2 protein-coding genes and 2 pseudogenes are annotated in these 23097 nt (G+C 67.5%); 1 reads left to right on the top strand and 3 read right to left on the bottom strand.

The features are described from left to right. Positions 1-62: 62 nt before the first annotated feature. Positions 63-1037 carry an aldo/keto reductase gene (locus C1A30_RS06280; protein ID WP_101947326.1) on the top strand — a complete coding sequence of 325 codons (975 nt, stop codon included), beginning with the start codon at positions 63-65 and terminating at the stop codon, positions 1035-1037. 4 nt (positions 1038-1041) lie between these two features. Here C1A30_RS06280 and C1A30_RS06285 read toward each other — a convergent pair. From C1A30_RS06285 to C1A30_RS06295, 3 genes and pseudogenes are all read right to left on the bottom strand, one after another. Then, positions 1042-3246 (bottom strand): annotated as a pseudogene (locus tag C1A30_RS06285) (MMPL family transporter). A 12-nt stretch (positions 3247-3258) separates the two neighbouring features. Next, entirely contained in the window at positions 3259-4962 is a 1704-nt protein-coding gene (locus tag C1A30_RS06290; RefSeq protein WP_101947327.1) for an ABC transporter ATP-binding protein, read from the bottom strand. 1 nt (position 4963) lies between these two features. Beyond that, positions 4964-23095, bottom strand: a pseudogene (locus tag C1A30_RS06295) (amino acid adenylation domain-containing protein); the annotation flags it as partial. Positions 23096-23097: the final 2 nt, after the last annotated feature.

The following is a 23097-nucleotide window of genomic DNA, read 5'->3' on the forward strand; positions in this document are numbered from 1 at the left end:
GTTCGGCGGTATCGGCACGAGTAGTCCACTACTCGAATTCCGGGGAAAGTACGGTGGGGCGCATGAAGTACCTCGACGTCGCCGGGATCGGACGGACCAGTCGGATCGGCGTGGGCACCTGGCAGTTCGGTTCGACCGAATGGGGATACGGCGCCGATTACGCCTCCGGCGTCGCCAAGGACATCGTGCAGCGGGCGTTGGCTCTGGGCGTGACGCTGTTCGACACCGCCGAGGTGTACGGGATGGGCAGAAGTGAGCGCATTCTCGGTGAGGCGCTCGGCGAGCAGCGTTCCTCGGTTGTGTTGGCCAGCAAGATCTTCCCGGTCGCACCGTTCCCACCGGTGATCAAACAGCGGGCGCGGGCCAGCGCGCGGCGGCTGGGGGTCGACCGGATCCCGCTGTACCAGATCCATCAACCCAACCCGGTGGTGCCCGATTCGGTGATCATGCCGGGCATGCGCAGTCTGCTCGACAGCGGTGAGATCGGCGCCGCGGGCGTCTCCAATTACTCGCTCGAGCGGTGGCGCAAGGCCGACGACGCGCTCGGCAGGCCGGTGATCAGCAATCAGGTGGACTTCTCACTGGCCCGACCGGGCGCCCTCGATGACCTGGTGCCGTTCGCCGAGCGGGAGAACCGGGTGGTGATCGCGTACAGCCCGCTGGCGCAGGGCCTGCTCGGCGGCAAGTACGGGGCAGACAACCGGCCGCCGGGCGGTGCGCGGGCAATGAACTCGCTGTTCGGCACTGAGAACCTGCGCCGGGCGGAACCGCTGCTGCAGACGCTTCGTGACGTGGCGGCCGACGTCGGCGCCAAGCCGGCGCAGGTCGCGCTGGCTTGGCTGATCAGCCTGCCGAATGTGGTGGCCATTCCCGGCGCGTCCAGTGTTGAGCAACTCGAGTTCAACGTGGCCGCAGCCGATATCGAGCTGAGTGCCGCATCGCGCGACGCGCTGACCGCCGCCGCCCGCGCGTTCCGGCCGGTGTCCACCCGCCAATTCCTCGTCGAGCGGCTACGTGAGAAGGTCGGCCTCGGGTAGCCGGCTAACCGCTCTGACCGAACAGCACACGACGCCAGACCCTGCGCCAATCCACGTCGGATGTCCCGACGTGCATGCGCGCCAACGGTTTTGGCGCCCACCAGTTGAACCGGCCGAGCCGGTGCATCATCGCGGGCATCAGCAGCAATCGCACCAGGGTGGCGTCGATCAGGACAGCCACCGTCAACCCGAAGCCGAACAACCGCATCAGGGACACCTGCGCGGCCATCAACGCGGCGAAGGAGATCACCATGATCAACGCCGCGGCGGTGATCACCCGCCCGGTGCGGGACAGGCCGAGCGCGATGCTTTCGCCGTTCGCCGTCGGCCCGCGGTCCGACGCCAGCCAGAATTCCCGGATCCGCGAGATGAGGAAGACCTCGTAGTCCATCGACAGGCCAAATGCGATGCAGAACAACAAGACTGGCAGTTGCACTCCCAGGGTGCCGGTCGCAGCGGTGCCCAACCCGCCGAGGTGCCCCTCCTGGAAGACCCAGACGAGCGCGCCGAACGCGGCGGTGAGCGACAAGACGTTCATCAGCACGGCCTCCACGGGCAACACCGCGCTTCCGGTCAGCAGGAAGACCAACACCACCGTGATGACGACGATGATCGCGAGCACCTGCGGCAGATGCTAGGCGATCGCCCGCATGCTGTCGCGATTGGCCTGTGCCACACCGGCGAACAGCACCGGCGTGCCTGCAGGGGTCGGCACCGCGTGCAGTCGGTCGAGTTGCTCGCTCGACGCGGCGGAATACAGCCCTACGGTGCTGTCGACCGTCACGAACGCGGCGCCGTCCATGGCTACGCTCGGGGGCGACACTGACGACACGTCGGGTACCCGTGACAGCGCTGCCGCGTAACGGTTCAAATCGGCGCGCGTCAGGTTGGCCGCGTCCGGCAGCACGACGGTGATGCTTGGCACGCCGTAGTCGGGGAACTCGCTGCGGATCTGGTCGCCGACCTGTCGCGCCGACGCGGAGGCGGGCAACACCCGGTCGTCGGGGAACCCCCATTTCACGTCGGTGAACGGCGTGCCGAGCAGCAGCAGCACCGCGATCACCGCCAGACCGATCGGGGTGGCGTGCCGCATCACGGATTTCGTCCACCGATACCAGAACCATTGCCCGAACCCGCCGGGGTGGGGGTCCGACTGCCTACGAAAACGGCGCATCAACCTGCCCATGTCCAATGCGTCGAGTCGACGGTGCAACAGGACGATCGCCGCGGGCGTGACGATGATCGATGCGGCCGCGGTGAACGCGACGACGGCGACGCCCGCGTAGGCGAAGGACTTCAAGAAGTACTGCGGGAACAGCACCATCGTCGCCATCGCCAGCGCGACGGTCATGGCCGAGAACAACACCGTGCGCCCCGACGTGGCCATTGTGCGGATCAGCGCCGCGTCACGAGTCTGCCCCGCCGCCAACTCATCCCGGTATCGGCTGAGGATCAACAGGGTGTAGTCGATGGCCAGTGCCAGGCCCATCGCGACGGCGAGGTTCAACGCGAAGATGGACACGTTGGCGAACATCGCGATGGCCCGCAACGACGCCATGGCGCCCAGAATTGCGAACACGCCGACAGCGACGGGCAGCGCCGCGGCGACCAGACCGCCGAACACCCACACCAGCACCACGAAGCTCAGCGGCAGGGCGAGGGACTCCATGAACAGCAGGTCTTTCTGCGTCTGCTCGTTCACCTGCCAGTAGACGGTGGCGTCGCCGCCCGCCAGGACACGGACGCCGTCCCGGTCACCGATGAACTCATCGGTGAGACGCTTGGCGTTGAGCGGTGCGCCGGTTTCACCACCGGTGATGGCGGCCACGATCAATCCCGTCGTGCCGTCCTTGCTGACGAGCGACGATGCCGCCGCCTGCGGGACGGTCCATGCGGAGTGCACCTGCTCGACGGCCGGTGAATCCTTCAGCCGCCGAACGAGATCCGTGCCGACGGCCGTGGCCTGGCGGCTTCTCGCACCACCGTCGGCCGTGACGGTGATCAACATGGTCATGTCACCCTGGCCGAACTTCTCCGACAGCAACGCCGAGGCTAGCGACGACTCCGCGCCGGGATCGAGCTGCCCGCCTGCCGACAGCGACTTGGCAACCGGAACGCCGAAGATCGCGGTCCCGATCAGGACAAGCGCGGCCAATGCGATGACCCGGCGCGGAGCGGCGATCGCCAGCCGCGCGATTCCGGACAGCACGTGGTTGCCTCGCTAGTCGTTGGCGAGTTCGTGTTCGATGAGTTCGCGGTAGACGGTAACGCCCATCAGTTCGGAATGGGTACCGGTGGCCTGGATCCGGCCGTCCGCAAGCACCACGATCTGATCGGCGTGCGTGACGGTGGAGAGCCGGTGTGCGACGACCAGGATGCTGCGCTGGCCGCGTGCCTGCAGCAGGTTGGTCATCACGTCGTATTCGTTGGCGCGGTCGAGATGCGCCGTGGGTTCGTCCATCAGAATCAGCTCTGACCGGGACAGCAAGGCCCGCGCCAGGGCCAGTCGTTGCCGTTGGCCACCGGAGAGTCCGCGCCCGCGTTCGAGCACGGCGGTATCGAGTTTGTCTGGGAGACGGGCAATCTCGTCGGCGATGTTCGCCTGTTCCAGCACCAGCCACAGGTCGGCCTCGGCGGCGTCGGGGTTTGCGACCAGTAGATTGTCGCGGATGGAGCCGTGCAGCACCGGGGCGTCCTGCTCGAGCAGGCCCAGTCGGCTGCGTAGGTCGCGAAGCGGGATGGCGCGGAAATCCTGCCCCTCCCAGCGCAGCGCGCCGGCGTCCGGGTCGTAGAAGCGGCACAGCAGCCCCAGGATCGTTGACTTGCCGGCACCGGATCGGCCGATCAGCGCGGTGATCTGGTCGTGGCGCAGTGCGAACGACACGCCATCGAGCACTGGTGCGTCGCCGTAGGAGAACGACACGTGGTCGAATTCGACCAACGGTGCGCGGGCCTGCCGTCGCGCCGAACCGTCTGCGACGGTCAGCGTCGGCGGATCGCCCTCGGGCAGTTCCCGCAGGGTCGTGGTGAGGTGTTGGTAGGCGCCCGCCGCGGTGCGCAGCGTGGCGAGTGCGGTGAAGGCAGCGGTGATCGGGAAGATCGCGTATACGGCGAAGGCGAGCAGGCTGACCAATTGGCCGACGCCGAGAGTGCCGTCGGCGACGCGGCGTCCGTCGATGATCATGATCGCCAGGAACGCGCCGGTGACGCCGAGGCGAATGACGGAGATGTTGATGGCGGTCGAGGATGCGATGCGCACGCCGGCGTGGTACGCGGCACGCGCGGTCGCGTTGATGGAACGCGCTTCGCGGTCCTCGGCGCCGAACAGTTTCACGGTGCGCGCCGCGCCGAGCGCCCGGTCCAGCCCTGCCGTGTAATCACCGAGTGCCGCTTGGCGATTCAGGGATGCCCGTTGTATCAGCGAGAGGAACGGGTTGCCCACGACAAACGCGAGCACCAGGATGGCCACCGCGATACCGACGGTGACCGCGTCGATCGACAACATGACGATGCCCGCACCGAGCAGAGTCATCACGCCGAACAGCACATCGCCGACGGCGCGCGGCATATCGCGCAGCATGCCTGCGTCGCTGGTTCCGCGGGCCAGCAGGTCACCGGTGCGGGCGCGGTCCAGCAGCCCGATGGGCAGGCGGACAACGTGATTGGTGAAGTCGTCACGCAACGTCAAGACAATCTTCTCGCCGGTGCGGTCGAGTCGGAAATGGGCTGACGCCTCGACTGCGAGGTAGCCGACGAGCATGACGACCAGCACGACGGCCGACCCGACATCGGCCGAGCCAGCGGTCGCGCGCTCCACGAGGCGGCCTGCCAGCAGCGGCTGAATCAGAATGAGCGCGGTCGCGGCGCCGAGCAGAAGCAGACTCACCGTCATCGACAACCGGTGCGGGCGAAGCAGACTGAGCATGTCAGAGCAACCCCAGGCGGCGCAGGTCGGTGGCGTACTTGATGATGGTCGGCGCGGACACCCGCGGGATGTCCGGATTGTTCTTGTCCGGACCGATTTTGGCGTCACGCACGGCGGACCGGAATCGGTCGGTCGGACCGAAGGAACCGAGCGTCGGCGGCAGGGGGCGCGCCCGACCGGAGTTGCGCAGCAGCAGCATCTGCAGCACCGAATGCCTGCGCTGCCGGTCCGGCAGGGCACGCAGGCCCGCTTCGAAGCGCTGCAGCCACTCTCCGAACTCGTCGATACGCCGGATCGGGTAACCGGCCTCGATCAGCCAGTCGACGTATTCGTCGAGTCCGATGCCGTCGTCATGCGGGTTCATCACGTGGAACGTTTGGAAGCCGTCGACCGTCTGGGCACCCAGTGTGGCAATCGCTTCGGCGACGAAGTCCACGGGTAGCCCGTCGAAGTGCGCGCGTTGCCGACGCCCGTCGGCGCCGAGTTGGTAGAACGACGCGGGTGCGACGCCGGTGGCCAGCACGCTGAGCACCATCCGGGTGAAGATGTCGGACACGTTCAACTGCCCGGCATATGTGGTGTCGGCCAGTATCATTCCGCACCGGAACACCGTTGTCGGCAGTCCACACAGGTCGTTGGCTTCGCGCAGCAGCACCTCGGCGGCCCACTTGCTGTTGCCGTAGCCGTTCGCCACGCCACCGTCGATGACTCGGGTTGGGCTGATGACGCGGATGTCGGCGTCTTCGATGAACGCCGACGGTTCGATCTGGACCCCGACGTCGGCGGTCGACACGTAGCTGTAGGACTTCAGCTTGGACGTGAGCGCGAGGCGGATCAGTTCAGCGGTGCCGACCACGTTGGGCCCGAACAGATCGCTGTACGGCAGCACCCCGTTGACGACAGCGGCGGAGTCGACGATCAGGTCGACGGTCTCGGCCAACCGCCGCCAACTGTGCGGCGCCAACCCAAGGTTGACCTCGCCCTTGTCTGCCGCGACGACTTCGAGGTGCGCAGCGGCCAGTTCTTCAAAGCGCCGCAACAGATCCGGGTCGCTGTCGAAGACGTCGGTGAGACGACGCCGGGCGTCCTCGTCGGAGGCGGCCCGCACCAGGCAGATCAGTGTGCCGTCGACCCGCTCCATCTGCTCGAGCCACTCCAGCGTCAGGTAGCGCCCGAGGAAACCCGTTGCTCCGGTCAGCAACACCGTGCGCACCTCGGGGCTCGGGCCGGGCAGCGTCGGGGCGCAGGCGAGCGTGGTGGCGTCGATGAACTTGTCCAAAGTCAAGTCAGCGGCATGGATTTCGCCGGCGCCGCGGCCGTGCACCGCCTCGAAGCGACGGTCGGAGGCGGGGCCGGCTGAGTGGGCGGCCCCGCCGACCCGCATGCTGAGACCTCTCACGGAGGGCGCTGCGATGAGCGTGCGCACGCTCAGGTGAGCGTCGAAGGTCTCGTTGATGGCGGCGACGACGCGCATCGCCGATATCGAGTCCCCGCCGAGGTCGAAGAAGGAGTCCTCGATGCCGACGCGGTCGATGCCGAGTGCATGCGTGTAGATGTCGGCCACCGCTTGTTCGACGGCGTTCGTGGGCGCCCGGTAGCGGTCGGTGGGCGGGTATTCCGGTGCGGGCAGGGCGCGCACGTCGAGTTTGCCGTTGACCGTGAGCGGCAGCCTGTCGACGGCCACCACCGCGGCGGGCACCATGTAGGGCGGCAGGTGTTCGGCCAACGCGGCACGTGCGGCGGCGGGATCCGCGGTTCCGATGATGTATCCGACCAGGCGGTTGTCGCCTGGACGGTCCTCGCGGGCGATCACCACAGCCTGTTCGACATCGTCGAGTCCGCCGAGCGCCGCCTGGACCTCGCGAAGTTCGATGCGGTAGCCGCGGATCTTGACCTGTTGGTCGCCGCGGCCGAGGTAGTCCAGTTGACCGTCGGGGCGCCACCGCACCAAATCGCCGGTGCGGTACATGCGTTCGCCAGGACCGCCGAACGGGCACGGCACGAACCGTGCTGCCGTCAATCCGCTGCGCCGCCAATATCCCACTGCCACACCGTTTCCGGCGATGTAGAGTTCGCCGACCACGCCGGGGGGCACCGGTCGTAGCCATCCGTCGAGCACGAACAGCCCCGACCCGGGCACCGGCGATCCGATCGGCGGTAGCCCCGGCCCGGCGGCGAGCGGACCGCTCCTGGCCGCGTCCACGGTGGTCTCGGTCGGGCCGTACGCGTTGATCATCGTGCTGCCGTGCGCCCACTGGTCGACCAGGGTGGCGGGGCAGGCCTCGCCGCCGACGACCAATGTCATCGACTCCAGCCCGTGCGGCGACAGCATCGCCGCCGCAGACGGACTCAGGTCGAGCACGGTGACGCCTTCGGCGACCAACAACGCGTGCAGGTCGTCGGGTGAGGCCATGGTGTCCTCACCCACCACCGTCAGCCGGCCACCGCGCAACAGCGCACCCCAGGTCTCCCACACCGAGACGTCGAATGCGTAGGAGTGGCATTGCGCCCACACACCGCCACGCGGCAGCGAGGCACCGAGCGATTCGACCATGTGCATCACGTTGCGGTGGGTGACGGCCACCCCCTTCGGCACACCCGAGGTTCCGGACGTGTAGATGTGGTAGGCGATGTCGTCGGCGGAAGGCGCGGGCAGGGCGGTGCAAGGATAGTCGCTCCCGTCAACGCTTCCGATGATCACTGGTACGCCGTGCGCGTCCAGTCGGCCTGCCAGTGCGGCGGTCGTGACCACGACCACCGGTGCCGTATCGGCGAGCAGGAATCCGATCCGCTTGCCGGGCAGCACCGGATCGACGGGCAGATAGGCGGCCCCGGTCTTCAGCACAGCGGTCATCGCGACGATCGCCTCGACGGAGCGCGTGAACATCAGTGCCACAACGACTCCCGGGCGGGCGCCGTGCGCCGTCAACAAATGCGCCAGCCGGTTCGACGCCTCGTCGAACTCGCGATAGGTCATCGACTCGGCACCGCCGTTGATCGCGACCGCGTCGGGGCTGCGGGCGACCTGCGCAGCCAGCGCCTCCGGAATGGACACGGCCGCAGGGGCGGATCGGCGCAGCGCGGGTTGGTTACCCCATGTCGCGAGTCGGGCGTGTTCGCTGGGATCGAGCAGATCGGTCGACGACAGCCCGCGCCGCGGATTGTCGACCATCTCGGACAGCACCCGCAGTAGCCGTTTGCCCAGCGCCTGGACGGTCTGCTCGTCGAACACATCGGTGCGGTAGTCGAGGCGAAGGGTCGTTTCGTCGCCGGGCGAGGCCTGCAGCACCAGCGGGTAGTGCGTGGCGTCGCTGGTGCTGATGTCGGTGATGGCCAGGTCGCCGTCGACCGACAGCGCACCGGCGTCGATGGGATAGTTCTCGTAGACGAACAGGGTATCGAAAAGCCGATCGTGACCGCTGATGCGGTGGATGTCGCGCAGCGCGGTGTGTTGATGGTCGAGGGTGTGACTGCGGGCGATTTCCAACTGGCGCAACAGGTCTGCGGCGGTGGTGGTCGGGGTGAGCGTGGCCCGCACCGGGATCGTGTTGATGAACAGGCCCACCATCGACTCCGCGCCGGGCAACTCCGTCGACCGGCCTGAGACCGGAACACCGAAGACGACGTCGTGGTGGCCGGTCAGTGAGGTGAGCAGTTGCGCCCACGCGGCCTGCAGGACGACGTTGACGGTGGTGTGGTGGGTGCGGGCGAGCTCGGTGAGCTCCTGTGTGTCGGATGCGGACACTACGAACGACGCGGCGGCGCGAGGACCTGAGCCCAACCGGTCGGGTGGACCGACTAGTGCCGGGGTGTCGAAGCCGGCCAGTTGGTCGCGCCAGACCGCGTGCGCGGTGTCGAGGTCGCGGCCGGCCAGCCACGACACGAACTTGCGGTAGGGCTGTGGAGCCGGTAGCCGGTGACCGTGGTAGCCGGCGAAGATCTCCCGCAAGATAATAGGCATCGACCAGCCATCGACCACGATGTGGTGAATGGTCAACACAAACCGATACCGATCAGAACCGGCGCGGATCAGCACCGCCCGAAACGCCGGCGGATCAGCCAACGCACACACCGCAGCACGCTCGGCCGCGCACAGCTGACTTACGTCATCGCCGTCGAGTTCCAGATATTGCCACCCGGCGACGGGTTTGGCAGGAATGATCTGCACCGGCTCGTCGAACCGATCACAAAACCGCGCAACCAGATTCGGATGCCGCCGCACCACCCCATGCACCGCATCACGAAGCCGCTGCACATCGAGAGGGCCGGTGACCGTCAGTGCCACCTGCACCGCGTAGACATCGTGATCGCCCTGTGTGGTGTTGGCGTGGAAGAGGAGTCCCTGCTGCATCGGTGTGAGCGGGAGGATGTCGGCGATGTCGTGTCGCTGGTGCAGATCGTCGATGTCCTGCTGAGTCAGTCGGGCAGGGGCGATGTCCGACGGCGTCAGCCCACCTCCGCCACGGCGCACATGCGCACAAACGCCCGCCAATGCCTCGAACCACAATCGCCCGATCCGCCCGGCCTGCTCGCCGTCGAAAACCGATGACGCCCACATCCATTCAGCATGTAGCTGTGGACCGGTGTCGGTGTCCACCGTGCCGGCGTTGAGGTCGACGGTGTGCAGGAGCGGCATGGGGGCAGGTGGTACCGGCACCGCGTCACTGCTGATCCGCCATCCGTCGGCGGATGTCTGCGCTGATGCGCCGAGTCGGCCGAGGTAGTTGAACCCGATGGTCGGCTCCGAGTCGGGCAGCTCGACATCGGGATTGAGGTAACGCAACAGACCATAGGTCAACCCGTCGGGGTGAGCGCGCAGTTGCTCCTTGAGATCCTTGACCATCTCCCCCAATACCGGGCCGCCGGTCGTTACTTGTGACCAGTCCAATGCCCCGACCGTCAACGCCACCGGATACTTGGCCGTGAACCACCCCACCGTGCGCGACAAATCAACCCCGGCCGCCACCTCCTCGTCACGACCATGCGCCTCGACATCCACACCGAGCGCACCCTCGATGCCCAGGAACTGCATCCACGCCAACGCGAACGCGATCAACAAAATATCCTGCACCCCAGCGTGAAACGCCGCGGGCACCTCACCCAACAACACCCGCGTCGTCTCGATGTCCAACACCACCGACGAACGCCCCGCCGTCGCAAACGTATCCACCCCAGCACACGGCCCCGGCAGCGCTGGTGCGACATCGGCCACCCGCCGCCACGCATCGGCCACATCAGCCACCGAGAGCGCATGCTCGCCCAACAGCGCCGCCCACCGCCGAAACGACGTCCCCGACCCAGGCAACGCAACCGTGCGCCCACCGCGATGTTGCGCCCAGGCAATGTTCAGGTCTTCCAGCAGGATTCGCCACGACACCCCATCGACCGCCAGATGATGGATCATCAACACCAGTTGGCCCGCCGATTCCACCCACAGCGCGCTGCACATCACCCCCGCAGCAGGATCCAACCGCGACCGCGCCGCCACCAACTCCGCATCAGACAACACACCCACCGAACGCACACACGCAGCCACCGAACCCCGCGCAGGCACACACATCGACCAACCCTCGTCGACCCGCAACCGAAGCATCCCGTGCCGATCCACCAAACCCTGCAACAACACGACCACATCGGCCTCAGTCACCCCCGCCGGCGCCTGCACCACCACGGTCTGGTTGAACTGCGCGACCGGCCCGTCGACGTTCTGCAACCACCGCATGATCGGAGTCGACAACACGGCACCCGTGCCCTCGTCGACCGCATCGCCCGCGGGGTCGGCGATCCGGGCGACGCTGGCAAGTCCGGCGACGGTCTGCTCGACGAAGACGTCGCGTGGGCGGCACAACACACCGGCCGTCCTCGCCCGCGCCACCACCTGCATCGAAAGGATGCTGTCGCCGCCCAACCGGAAGAAGGGTTCGTCCACGCCGACGCGGTCCAGCCCCAACACCTCGGCATAGATACCGGCCAGGATCTCCTCGACCGCCGTCTCCGGGGCACGGTAGTGGTCGGTGTCCTGGACCACCGGCGCGGGCAGCGCACGCGAATCGAGCTTGCCTGAGGAGGTCAACGGGAACTCGTCGAGCACGACGATGTGTACGGGCACCATGTAACCGGGTAACCGCTCGCCCAGCCTCTGGCGCACCGCGCTGATCTTGGCGTTGGTGCGCGGATCGTTGGCGTGGGATCGGCGAATATCGTTGGAGGGCAGGTAGATACCCGTCAGCGGACCCCGGTCGGTGGTGAACACGGCATCGACGGCGCCGAGGCGGGTGCCCCATGTGACGGCGACGCGGTAGCCGAGCGTCTCGCCGAGGCGGTACAGATCCTCCGGCGTGATTCCGGCAGGGTCAACCAGTCCGGCGCGCGGGATGTCGGTGATGCGCACGGCTGACGGAGATTCGGACGTCAGTAGGTCGCGCAGTTCGGTCATGCTGCCGGTCCATGCCCTGGCCGGTGCGCCGGCCACCGAACACGGCGTGGAGCCCCTGTGCACGACGACGTCGTAGCGGTACCGGGTGAGTTCGTTGTCGGCCCATCCACGTTTGACTTGGATGTCGACTCCGGCCGCCGAGGGCTGCTCGGCTGCCCAAGAGGTGAAAAACTCTGGCGCGAGGAGCAGTTCGGACTCGGCGACGACGGCGCGGTTGGCCCGTTGCGCGATGGAAGCGTGGAAGCTGCCCTGCAGGGAGTGGTTGCGCACGTCACCGACGAACAGTGCACCGCCGGGCACCAGCAATTTCATGGCGTTGTCGATCACGTCGGCCAGGTAGCCCGCGTTCGGGAAGTACTGCACGACCGAATTCAGGATGATCGTGTCGAAGTAGTCCTGCGGCAGGTCGTCGATGGCATTGGCGGGTCGGGTGAGTAGCTGGACGCGGTCGCGCCATGGAATCTGCAGGCGCTCGAGTGACCGGGCCAGGCCGTCGATCGCGGTGGCCGAAAGATCGGTTGCGACATAGCGTACGGAGTGCGGTGCGATCTGGGACAACAGCAGCCCCGACCCGGCGCCGATCTCGAGGACGCGTCGGGGCGAGAGCGCCATGATCCGGTCGACGGTTTCTGCGCGCCATTCCTCCATCTCGTCGAGTGGGATCGGTTCGCCGGTGTAGCTGCTGTTCCAGCCGCGGAAGTCGGCACCGAAGCGCGACTTCGGGTCGTCCCCCCGATACAGGTCGTCGTACAGGTGTTGCCATTGCCCCACGGCCTCTGCGATATCGAGGGTGGTGTAGGCCTGGTCGAGGGTGAGGTAGGCGACCAGGTGCGGGTGCCCGGCATCGCTGTGGTGTACCTTCGCGACCGCCTGGTCCACCTGCGGGCAGTCGAGCAGCGCGCTCTCGATCTCCCCCAGTTCGATGCGGTAGCCGCGGATCTTGACCTGCTCGTCGGCGCGTCCGACATAGTGCAGTTGGCCGTCGGCGCTCCAGGTCACCAGATCGCCTGTGCGGTACATCCGTTGGCCCGGACGCCCGAATGGGCATGCCACGAAGCGTGACGCGCTCAAGCCGCCCCGGCGCCAGTAGCCCATCCCCACTGCGGCACCCGCCACGTACAACTCGCCCACGACCCTGGCATGCACGGGTCGCAACCATTGGTCGAGTACGAAGAAGCCGAGATGCGCCAGGGGGCCGCCGATCGGGCTCGCGGCGCCGTCGATGTCGTCGGCGCCGATTTCTCGCAGGGAGGCGTGCACCGTCGTCTCGGTGGTGCCGTACAGGTTGAGCAGTCGTGGTGCGTGCGGGTGGTGGTCCTGCCAGGTCCGAAGACGCGGGGGCTGCAGCGCTTCGCCTGCGAACAGCACCGCCTCGAGCGTCAGATCGCGTTTCAGTACCGCGTCCGCGGTTTGCAGCGCGTAGAACGCCGACGGGGTCTGGCTCAGGACGGTGACCTGTTCCGCGGCGAGTAGAGCGTGGAAGTCTTCGGGTGAGCGCGCCGTGGTTTCCGGTACGACGACCAACCGCCCCCCACTGAGCAACGCGCCCCAGATCTCGCATACGGAGACGTCGAAAGCCAGCGAGTGCCACTGCGACCACACGCCCGCGGTCGGCAACTGGGGTCGCAGGGAGTTCAACAGCTCGGCGACGTTGTGATGCGTGATGGCAACGCCTTTGGGCACGCCCGTGGTGCCCGACGTGTAGATGTAGTAGGCGATGTTGTCGGCGGCGGGCGCGACCAGTGGCGTGCACGGGTGAGCGTCGGCGTCGCCGATGTCGAGGACCGGCAGGTCATGTTCACGCAGCCGATCGGCGAGCGATGCGGCGCTGACCGCGGCGATCGGCGTGGCGTCGGCGAGCATGAATCCGACGCGGGCCGCGGGCAGGTTGGGGTCGATCGGTAGGTAGGCGGCGCCCGTCTTCAGCACCGCCAGGATTGCCACGATTGCCTCGGTGGACCGCGGGAACAGCAGTGCGACAGCCGAACCCGGGCCTGCGCCGTGATCGGCAAGCAGGTGCGCCAACCGGTTCGCGGCGTTGTCGAGTTCGCGGTATGTGGTCGAGCGGCCTCGGTCGGTCACTGCCACCGCATCGGGTGTGCGGGCTGCCTGCGCGGCGAACAGGGCCGGGATCGACTCACCGGTGGATACGGGTTGGCTGAGCGCGGGCCGGTTGCCCCACCGGTCAAGTGCCGTCCGCTCGTCGGCGTCGAGCAGATCCGTCGACGACAGTGGCCGCGTCGGATCGGCGGTCATGGCCGTCACCGCGCGCTCGAACCGGGCCATTAGCGCCTGGATGCGGCCTGCGTCGAACAACTCGCTGTCGTATTCCACGCGCAGGCCCAGTTCGTTTCCCGGCAGCGCTTGGATGGTCAGCGGATAGTGGTTGTAGTCGTGCCTGCTCACCTCGGTGATGGCGAGTTGGGCATCCGACAGCGCTGCGGCGTCGATCGGGAAGTTCTGGTACACGAACAGCGTGTCGAACAGGGCATCGTGCCCGCTGATGCGGTGGATGTCGCGCAGCGCGAGGTGCTGATGTTCGAGGGTGCGGTGGTGGGCGCTGTGCAGTTGGTCGAGCAGATCGGCGGCAGTGGTGCTCGGCGTGAGCGTGGCCCGCACCGGAACGGTGTTGACGAACAGGCCCACCATCGACTCCGCGCCGACCACGTCGGCGGGCCTGCCGGAAACCGTTGTGCCGAAGGCAACGTCGTGGTGGCCGGTCAGTGAGGTGAGCAGTTGCGCCCACGCCGCCTGCAGCACGATGTTGACGGTGGTGTGGCATTGCCGCGCCAAGCCGTTGATCGCGCGTGTTTTCTGTTCGGACAGGCGGGACAGTTCGGCGCACCGCCGCCCTTGCGTCGATGCGCCGATCAGCGTCGGGGTGTCGAAGCCGGCCAGTTGGTCGCGCCAGACCGCGTGCGCGGTGTCGAGGTCGCGGCCGGCCAGCCACGACACGAACTTGCGGTAGGGCTGTGGAGCCGGTAGCCGGTGACCGTGGTAGCCGGCGAAGATCTCCCGCAAGATAATAGGCATCGACCAGCCGTCGACCACGATGTGGTGAATGGTCAACACAAACCGATACGCATCAGAACCGGCGCGGATCAGCACCGCCCGAAACGCCGGCGGATCAGCCAACGCACACACCGCAGCACGCTCGGCCGCGCACAGCTGACTTACGTCATCGCCGTCGAGTTCCAGATATTGCCACCCAGCGACGGGTTCGGCAGGAATGATCTGCACCGGCTCGTCGAACCGATCACAAAACCGCGCAACCAGATTCGGATGCCGCCGCACCACCCCATGCACCGCATCACGAAGCCGCTGCACGTCCAGGGCACCCTCGATGGCGAAGTCGAGTTGTACTGCATAGGCATCGTCGTGGGGCTGGGCAGCGTGGAAGAGCAAGCCGTGTTGGAGTGGTGTCAGCGGGAGGATGTCGGCGATGTCGTCTTGCTGATGCAGGTCGTCGATTTGCTGCTGAGTCAGTCGGGCAGGGACGATGTCCGACGGCGTCAGCCCACCTCCCCCACGACGCGCATGCGCACAAACGCCCGCCAACGCCTCGAACCACAATTGACCGACCTGCCCGGCCTGCTCGCCGTCGAAAACCGATGACGCCCACATCCATTCAGCATGTAGCTGTGGACCTGCATCGGTGTCGACCGTGCCGGCGTTGAGGTCGACGGTGTGGAAGAGCGGCATCGGCAACCCGACGGTGCTGTTGCCGGTCGATTCGATGCGCCAGCCCGCATCCGCGTGCGCGGCGAGGCGGCCGAGGTAGTTGAACCCGATGGTCGGCTCCGAGTCGGGCAGCTCGACATCGGGATTGAGGTAACGCAACAGACCATAGGTCAACCCGTCGGGGTGGGCGCGCAGTTGCTCCTTGAGATCCTTGACCACCTCCCCCAATACCGGGCCGCCGGTCGTTACTTGTGACCAGTCCAATGCCCCGACCGTCAACGCCACCGGATACTTGGCCGTGAACCACCCCACCGTGCGCGACAAATCAACCCCGGCCGCCACCTCCTCGTCACGACCATGCGCCTCGACATCCACACCGAGCGCACCCTCGATGCCCAGGAACTGCATCCACGCCAACGCGAACGCGATCAACAAAATATCCTGCACCCCAGCGTGAAACGCCGCGGGCACCTCACCCAACAACACCCGCGTCGTCTCGATGTCCAACACCACCGACGAACGCCCCGCCGTCGCAAACGTATCCACCCCAGCACACGGCCCCGGCAGCGCTGGTGCGACATCGGCCACCCGCCGCCACGCATCGGCCACATCAGCCACCGAGAGCGCATGCTCGCCCAACAGCGCCGCCCACCGCCGAAACGACGTCCCCGACCCAGGCAACGCAACCGTGCGCCCACCGCGATGTTGCGCCCAGGCAATGTTCAGGTCTTCCAGCAGGATTCGCCACGACACCCCATCGACCGCCAGATGATGGATCATCAACACCAGTTGGCCCGCCGATTCCACCCACAGCGCGCTGCACATCACCCCCGCAGCAGGATCCAACCGCGACCGCGCCGCCACCAACTCCGCATCAGACAACACACCCACCGAACGCACACACGCAGCCACCGAACCCCGCGCAGGCACACACATCGACCAACCCTCGTCGACCCGCAACCGAAGCATCCCGTGCCGATCCACCAAACCCTGCAACAACACGACCACATCGGCCTCAGTCACCCCCGCCGGCGCCTGCACCACCACGGTCTGGTTGAACTGCGCGACCGGCCCGTCGACGTTCTGCAACCACCGCATGATCGGAGTCGACAACACGGCACCCGTGCCCTCGTCGACCGGGGCGTCGGCATCGGTGAACTCCGCTACCCGGGCGAGGCCGGCCACCGTCTGCTCGACGAACAGATCGCGGGGCCGGCAGGTGATGCCTGCCGCCCTGGCCCGCGCCACCACCTGCATCGCCAGGATGCTGTCGCCGCCCAACTGGAAGAAGGGGTCCTCGACACCGACGCGGTCCAGCCCCAACACCTCGGCATAGATACCGGCCAGAATCCGCTCGATCATGGTGTCGGGCGCGCGATACCGGTCGATGTCTCGATAGTCGGGTGCGGGCAGCGCGTCCACGTCGAGTTTGCCGTTGACCGTCAACGGGATTGCGTCGAGCACCATCACCGCGGTCGGCACCATGTAGGCCGGCAGCCGATCGGTCAGCGTCGCGCGCGCCCAGGCCGGGTCGACCTTTCCGGTGACATAGCCGATCAGGCGTTTGTCGCCGAGACGGTCCTCGCGGGCGATCACGACTGCCTGCGTCACTCCGTCCAGGCCGGCCAGCGCGGCCTGCACCTCCCCGAGTTCGATGCGGAAGCCGCGGATCTTGACCTGTTGGTCTGCGCGGCCGAGGTATTCGAGTTGGCCGTCGGGGCGCCACCGCACCAGATCCCCGGTGCGGTACATCCGCGCGCCGGGTGCGCCGAACGGACACGCCACGAAACGCGCTGCCGTCAATCCGCCGCGACGCCAATACCCGACGCCCACCCCCGCACCTGCCACGTACAACTCACCCACCACGCCGGGCGCCACGGGGCGCAACCAGCGGTCGAGGACGAACAACGCCGCACCCGACACCGGCGTGCCGATCGGTACCACGTCCGAATCCGGAGTCAGCGCAGCGCTCATCGCCGCGTACACGGTGGTTTCGGTCGGGCCGTAGGCGTTGATCATCACGCGGCCCGGCGCCCACTGATCGACCAGCGCGGGCGGGCACGCCTCCCCAGCCACCACCAGCGCCGCCGATTCCAGCCCGCGCGGCTCCAACGTTGCGACAGCCGAGGGTGTTTGGCTCACGACGGAGATGCGCTCGGCGGTGAGCAAGACATGGAAGTCGTCCGGTGAGGTGGCCACCGACTCGGGCACCACCACCAACCGTCCGCCGGAGCACAAGGTGCCCCAGATCTCCCACACCGAGACGTCGAACGAATGCGAATGCCATTGTGTCGCCGCGAATTGTGTTGCGCCAGCCCGGGACCCGAAGAACTTCCGCAGACGAAGCAGTTGCGTGACGTTGCGGTGGGTGATCGCCACCCCCTTCGGCACCCCGGTTGTACCGGAGGTGTAGATGAGGTAGGCGATGTCGTCCGGTGCGGGGACCGCCAAGCCGGTGCACGGATTGTGGGCGATGACCGGATCGTCGACGTCGATCACCAGCAGGTCGTACCCGGTCAGCCTGCTACGAAGATCGGCGGTGGTGAGCACCGCGACCGGTTCGGCGTCGGCGAGCATGAACTCGATGCGCGACTGCGGTAGGGCCGGGTCGATGGGCAGGTACGCGGCACCGGTTTTCAGCACTGCCGCCATCGCGACGATCGCGTCGGCTGACCGGGGAAACAGCAGCGCCACCGAGGTGCCCGGCCCCGCCCCATGGTGGGAGAGCAAGTGCGCCAACCGGTTCGACGCCCAGTTGAACTCTTGATACGTCATCGAGCGGCCTCGGAAGCTCACTGCCAGCGCGCTGGGGGTGCGCGCCACCTGCTCGGCCAACGCGGCGGGAATCGACACCGCGACAGGTTTGGGTTGGGTCAAGGTGGCGCGATTACCCCGCCGATTCAGTTCGATGTGCTCGTCATCGCTGACCGGGTCCACCGACGACACCCGTGCCGCCGGATCGTCGGTCATCGCCAGCAGCACCCGCTGTAGCCGCTCGACGAGGGTCTCGATGCTGGCGGCGTCGTATACATCGGTGCGGAACTCCACCGTGCCGCCGATGCCCGCCGGTTCACCGGCCGCGGTCCAGCGCTCGGCCAGCGAGAAAGTCAGATCCATTCGGGCCGTGCGGGTTTGCACGGGCAGCGGCGTGACCTGCAGGTCGCCGAGCGTCAGCCCGTGCGCGGGTTCGTTGTGGTGCCCGGGGAAGTTCTGCCACGCCAGCATGACCTGGATCAGCGGATGATGGGTGAGCGACCGGGTGGTCGTGAGGCGGTCGACGAGCACCTCGAACGGCACGTCCTGGTGTTCGTAGCCGGCGAGGCTGCGCTGACGGACATCGGCGAGCAGGTCTGCGACCGTCGGATCGCCGGCCAGGTCGACGCGCAGCACCAGGGTGTTGACGAAGAAGCCGACCAGTTCGTCCAGCGCAGGGTCGCGGCGCCCGGCCGTCGGATAGCCCACTGCGACATCGGCGCTGCCGCTCATCTTCGACAGCAGCACCGCGAGGGCCGCCTGGACGACCATGAAACTGGTGGCGTTGTGGCGCCGGGCCAGCTCGCGCACCCGCCGCTGCAGGTCGGCCGAGAAGTCGACTGCCACCCGGTCGCCGCGGTAGTCAGCGACCAGCGGGTACGGCCGGTCGGTGGGAAGCTGCAGCCGCTCCGGGATTCCGGCAAGGGTGTGTTCCCAGTACCGAAGTTGTCGTGCCACCGGGCTGCCGGCGTCCTCGATGTCGCCGAGTTGCGCCCGCTGCCACAGCGTGTAGTCGGCGTACTGCACGGGCAGGTCGTCCCAGCCGGGCGCCAACCCCGCACACCGGCTGGCGTAGGCCACCCCGAGATCACGCACCAGCGGGGCCACCGACCAGCCGTCTGCTGCGATGTGGTGCGCCACCGCCACCAGTACGTGTTCGTCATCGGCTATGCGAAACAGCCTCGCCCGCAACGGAATTTCGGCGGACAGGTCGAACGGGCGCTGCGCTAATTCGTCGGTGTGGCCGCGCACCGTCTCTTCGGACCATCCGGTGGCGTCGACCTTCTCCCAGCCGAAGTCGACCCGATGCGGTGGCAACACGACTTGTTGCGGTGTTCCGTCGACCGCGGTGAACACCGTGCGCAGGGTCTCGTGACGGCCGACGACGTCGGCCAACGCCGTGCCGAGGGCGTCGGCGTCGAGGTGTCCGCGCAGCCGCAACGCCACCGCCATGTGGTACATCGGCGACGCGCCCTGGATCTGGTCGAGGAACCACAATCGGCTCTGCGCGAACGACAACGGCAGTATGTCGGGCCGCTTGACGGCCGCCACCGGTTCCAGCCGGGTCGACTGATCACCGAGATGCGGCGCCAACTGGGCGATGGTGGGCGCGTCGAACAATGTGCGGACGGCCAGGTTCACGTCGAACGACTTGTTGACCGCGGCGATCACGCGCATCGCCGACAACGAGTCGCCCCCGAGGTCGAAGAACGAATCGTCGATGCCGACGCGTTCGACGGCCAGCACCTGGGCGTAGATGCCCGCCAGGATCTCTTCGGTGACGGTGACCGGCGCACGGTAACCGTCGGCGTCCTGGTAGTCCGGCACCGGAAGGGCCGCGGTGTCGAGTTTCCCGCTCACCGTCAACGGCAGGGCGTCGACCACGACGATTGCGGACGGCACCATGTACGGCGGCAGCTGTTCGGCCAGCGCCGTGCGCACCGCGGCCGGATCCGGTGCCCCGGTGACATAACCGACCAACCGGTGCGCCCCCCGGTGGTCCTCGCGTACTACGGCCGCCGCCTGGTCGACACCGTGCTGTCCGGCCAGCGCGGCCTGTACCTCACCCAACTCGATGCGATAGCCGCGGACCTTCACCTGCTCGTCGGCACGTCCGATGTACCGGAGCTGACCGTCCGCGCCCCACGACACCAGGTCGCCGGTGCGATACATCCGGGCACCCGGCCCGCCGAACGGACACGCCACGAACCGCGCCGCGGTCAACGCGCTGCGGTGCCAATAGCCCACTCCCACACCGTGACCGGCGATGTACAGTTCGCCGACGACACCGGGCGGCACTGGCCGCAACCACTCGTCGAGCACCAACAACGCCGACCCAGGCACCGGCGACCCGATGGGCGCGGCACCCGAACCGGGCGTCAGCGGCGCGCTGAGTGACGCGTAGATCGTCGTCTCGGTGGGGCCGTACGCGTTGACCATCAGCCGGCCCGGCGCCCATTGGTCCACGACCGCCGCCGGACATGCTTCGCCACCCATCAGCAGCGCCGCCGACTCCAGGCCCTGCGCCGCCAACAACCCGACCGCAGAGGGGGTCTGAGTGAGAACGTTGACGCCCTCGGCGACAAGCAGATCGTGGAAGTCGCCTGGCGCATGCACCACCGTGTCCGGCACCACGACCAACCGACCGCCGCGCAACAGGGCACCGAACATCTCCCACACCGAGAAGTCGAACGCGTACGAATGCCATTGCGGCCACACCTGTTCGGCTGCGGCGGGCAGTCCGGCATCGAACGACATGATCAGCTGGGTCAGGTTCTGGTGGGTGATCGCCACGCCCTTGGGCACACCGGTGGTGCCTGAGGTGTAGATGACGTAGGCGATCCCGTCCGGGCTTGGGGCCGCCAATGCCGTGCACGGATATTCCGGTAGTTGCGGATCGTCCACGTCGATCAGCACAACGCGGTGTCCGTCGCACCGGTCGGCGAAGGCTGCGCAGGTGACGGCCACCGTCGGCGCGGCGTCGCCGAGCATGAACGCCCCCCGCGCTGCGGGCAGCGTCGGGTCGATCGGCAGGTAGGCGGCGCCTGCCTTCAGCACCGCCAGGATCGCGATGACGGCTTCTGCCGAGCGATCCAGTAGGAGCGCGACAGTCGCGCCGGCGGCGGCGCCTTCGTCACGGAGCTTGTGCGCCAGCCGGTTCGACGCCTCGTCGAGCTCACGATAGGTCAACGACCGGCCGCCGCAGACCAGCGCGACCGCCTCGGGTGCGCACGAGACCTGGTGCGCGAACGCGGCGGGGATCGACGTCGCCGCCGGTGCGGGCTTCGTCAGGGCTGCACGGTTCCCCCACGCGTCCAACCGCGCGCGTTCGTCGTCGTCGAGCAGGTCCACCGTCGACAACCGCACGGTCGGATCGGCGGTGACCGACGTCAGGACGCGGTGCAACCGCTGCACCAGAGTTTCGATGGTGGCGGTGTCGTACACGTCGGTGCGGAACTGCACGGTGCCGCCGATGCCTGCGGGTGCACCGGTCTCGGTGAAGCGCTCGCCCAGATAGAGCGCCAAATCCATTGCAGCCGTGCGGGTCTTGAGCGGACGTTGTGACACCTCGAGGTCGGCGACCGTCAAGGCCAACGGAGCCGTGTTCTGCCAGGCCAACATCGCCTGAATCAGCGGATGGTGAGTCCGCGAGCGCGGCGGGTTGAGCCGCTCGACGAGCACCTCGAACGGGACATCCTGGTGTTCGTAGGCGGCGAGGCTACGTTCGCGGACCTGGGCGAGCAACTCGGCGAAGGTGGGGTCTCCCCCGAGGTCGACACGCAGGACCAGCGTGTTGACGAAGAAGCCGACCAGACCGTCCAGTGCCGGATCGCCTCGGCCTGCGATCGGGAACCCCACCGCCACATCGGAACTCGAGCCCAGCCTCGACAGCAGCATCGCAAGGGCGGCCTGGACGACCATGAAGCTGGTCGCCTTGTGCTCGCGGGCCAACACACGCACCTGCTGTTGCAACTGCGCCGTCCAGTCCACCGTGACGCTGGCGCCGTGGTGATCGGCGACCGGCGGGTACGGGCGGTCGGTGGGCAACTCCAACCGCTCAGGCATGCCTGCCAGCGCGTCTTCCCAGAAGCCGACCTGCGCGGCCAGCGGACTGCTCGAGTCGCTGAGGTCGCCCAGATTCTCCCGCTGCCACAGCGTGTAATCGGCGTACTGCACCGGGAGGTCGGACCAGCGGGGCGCATGACCGGCGTACCGATCGGCGTACGCGGCGCTGATGTCGGCGGCCAACACGCCGATCGACCAGCCGTCGCCTGCGATGTGGTGCACCACGACCACCAGCACATGCTCGTCCTCGGACACTCTGAAAACCTCTGTCCGAAAAGGGATCTCGTCCGCGAGGTCGAAGCCGTCGTGTGCGACGTCCTCGATCGCCCTGTCGAGCCGGTCGGTCGGCCATCCGGTGGCATCGACCACCGTCCAACCGAAGTCGAGGCCGTGCGCCGGGAGGACGATCTGCTGAGCCACCCCGTCGACTGCGGGGAACACGGTCCGCAGGCTCTCGTGACGGTCGAGGACGTCGATCAGCGCGGTGTGCAACGCCTCGGTATTCAGGTTGCCGCGCAACCGCAATGCCACCGCGCGGTTGTACACCGGTGAGGGGCCCTGCAATTGGCCGATGAACCACAACCGGCTCTGCGCGAACGACAGCGGCACCACAGCGGGCCGCTCGCGGGCCATCAACGGTTTGGCTGCGCCCGCGGCGACACCGATGCGGGCGGCCAGTTCTGTGACGGTGGGGGTGTTGAACAACGCGCCCAGCGGCAAGTTGGCTTCGAGCGTGGCGTTGACGGCGGCGACCACCCGCATGGCCGCCAGCGAGTCCCCGCCGAGGTCGAAGAACGACTCCCGGACATCCACGCTCTGCACGCCGAGAACGTCGGCGACGATCTCGGCCAGGCGCGCTTCGATGGCGCGGTAGCGGTCGGCGTCGTCGTATTCGGGTGCGGGAAGCGCGGCGGCGTCGACTTCGCCGTTGGCCCCCAACGGCAATGCGTCCATCACCACCACCGCGGCGGGGACCATGTACGACGGCAATCGCTCGGCCAGCGCCACACGCACGCCCGCCGGGTCAACCGTCCCGCAGTCCCCGGTCAGATAACCCACCAGGCGCTGATCGCCGGGGCGATCTTCCCTGACGATCACGACTGCCTGTGCCACCCCGTCCAGACCGGCTAGTGCTGCCCTGACTTCCCCAAGGTCGATGCGATGGTCACGAATCGTGACGCGCTCGGCAGCCAGCCCGG

The sequence above is a fragment of the Mycobacterium sp. 3519A genome (genome assembly GCF_900240945.1).
Taxonomy (GTDB): domain Bacteria; phylum Actinomycetota; class Actinomycetes; order Mycobacteriales; family Mycobacteriaceae; genus Mycobacterium.

Bases quoted from the DNA above. Each gene is read 5' to 3' on its own strand.
- C1A30_RS06290 (WP_101947327.1), bottom strand. From the start codon at position 4,962: ATGCTCAGTCTGCTTCGCCCGCACCGGTTGTCGATGACGGTGAGTCTG.
- C1A30_RS06280 (WP_101947326.1), top strand. From the start codon at position 63: ATGAAGTACCTCGACGTCGCCGGGATCGGACGGACCAGTCGGATCGGC.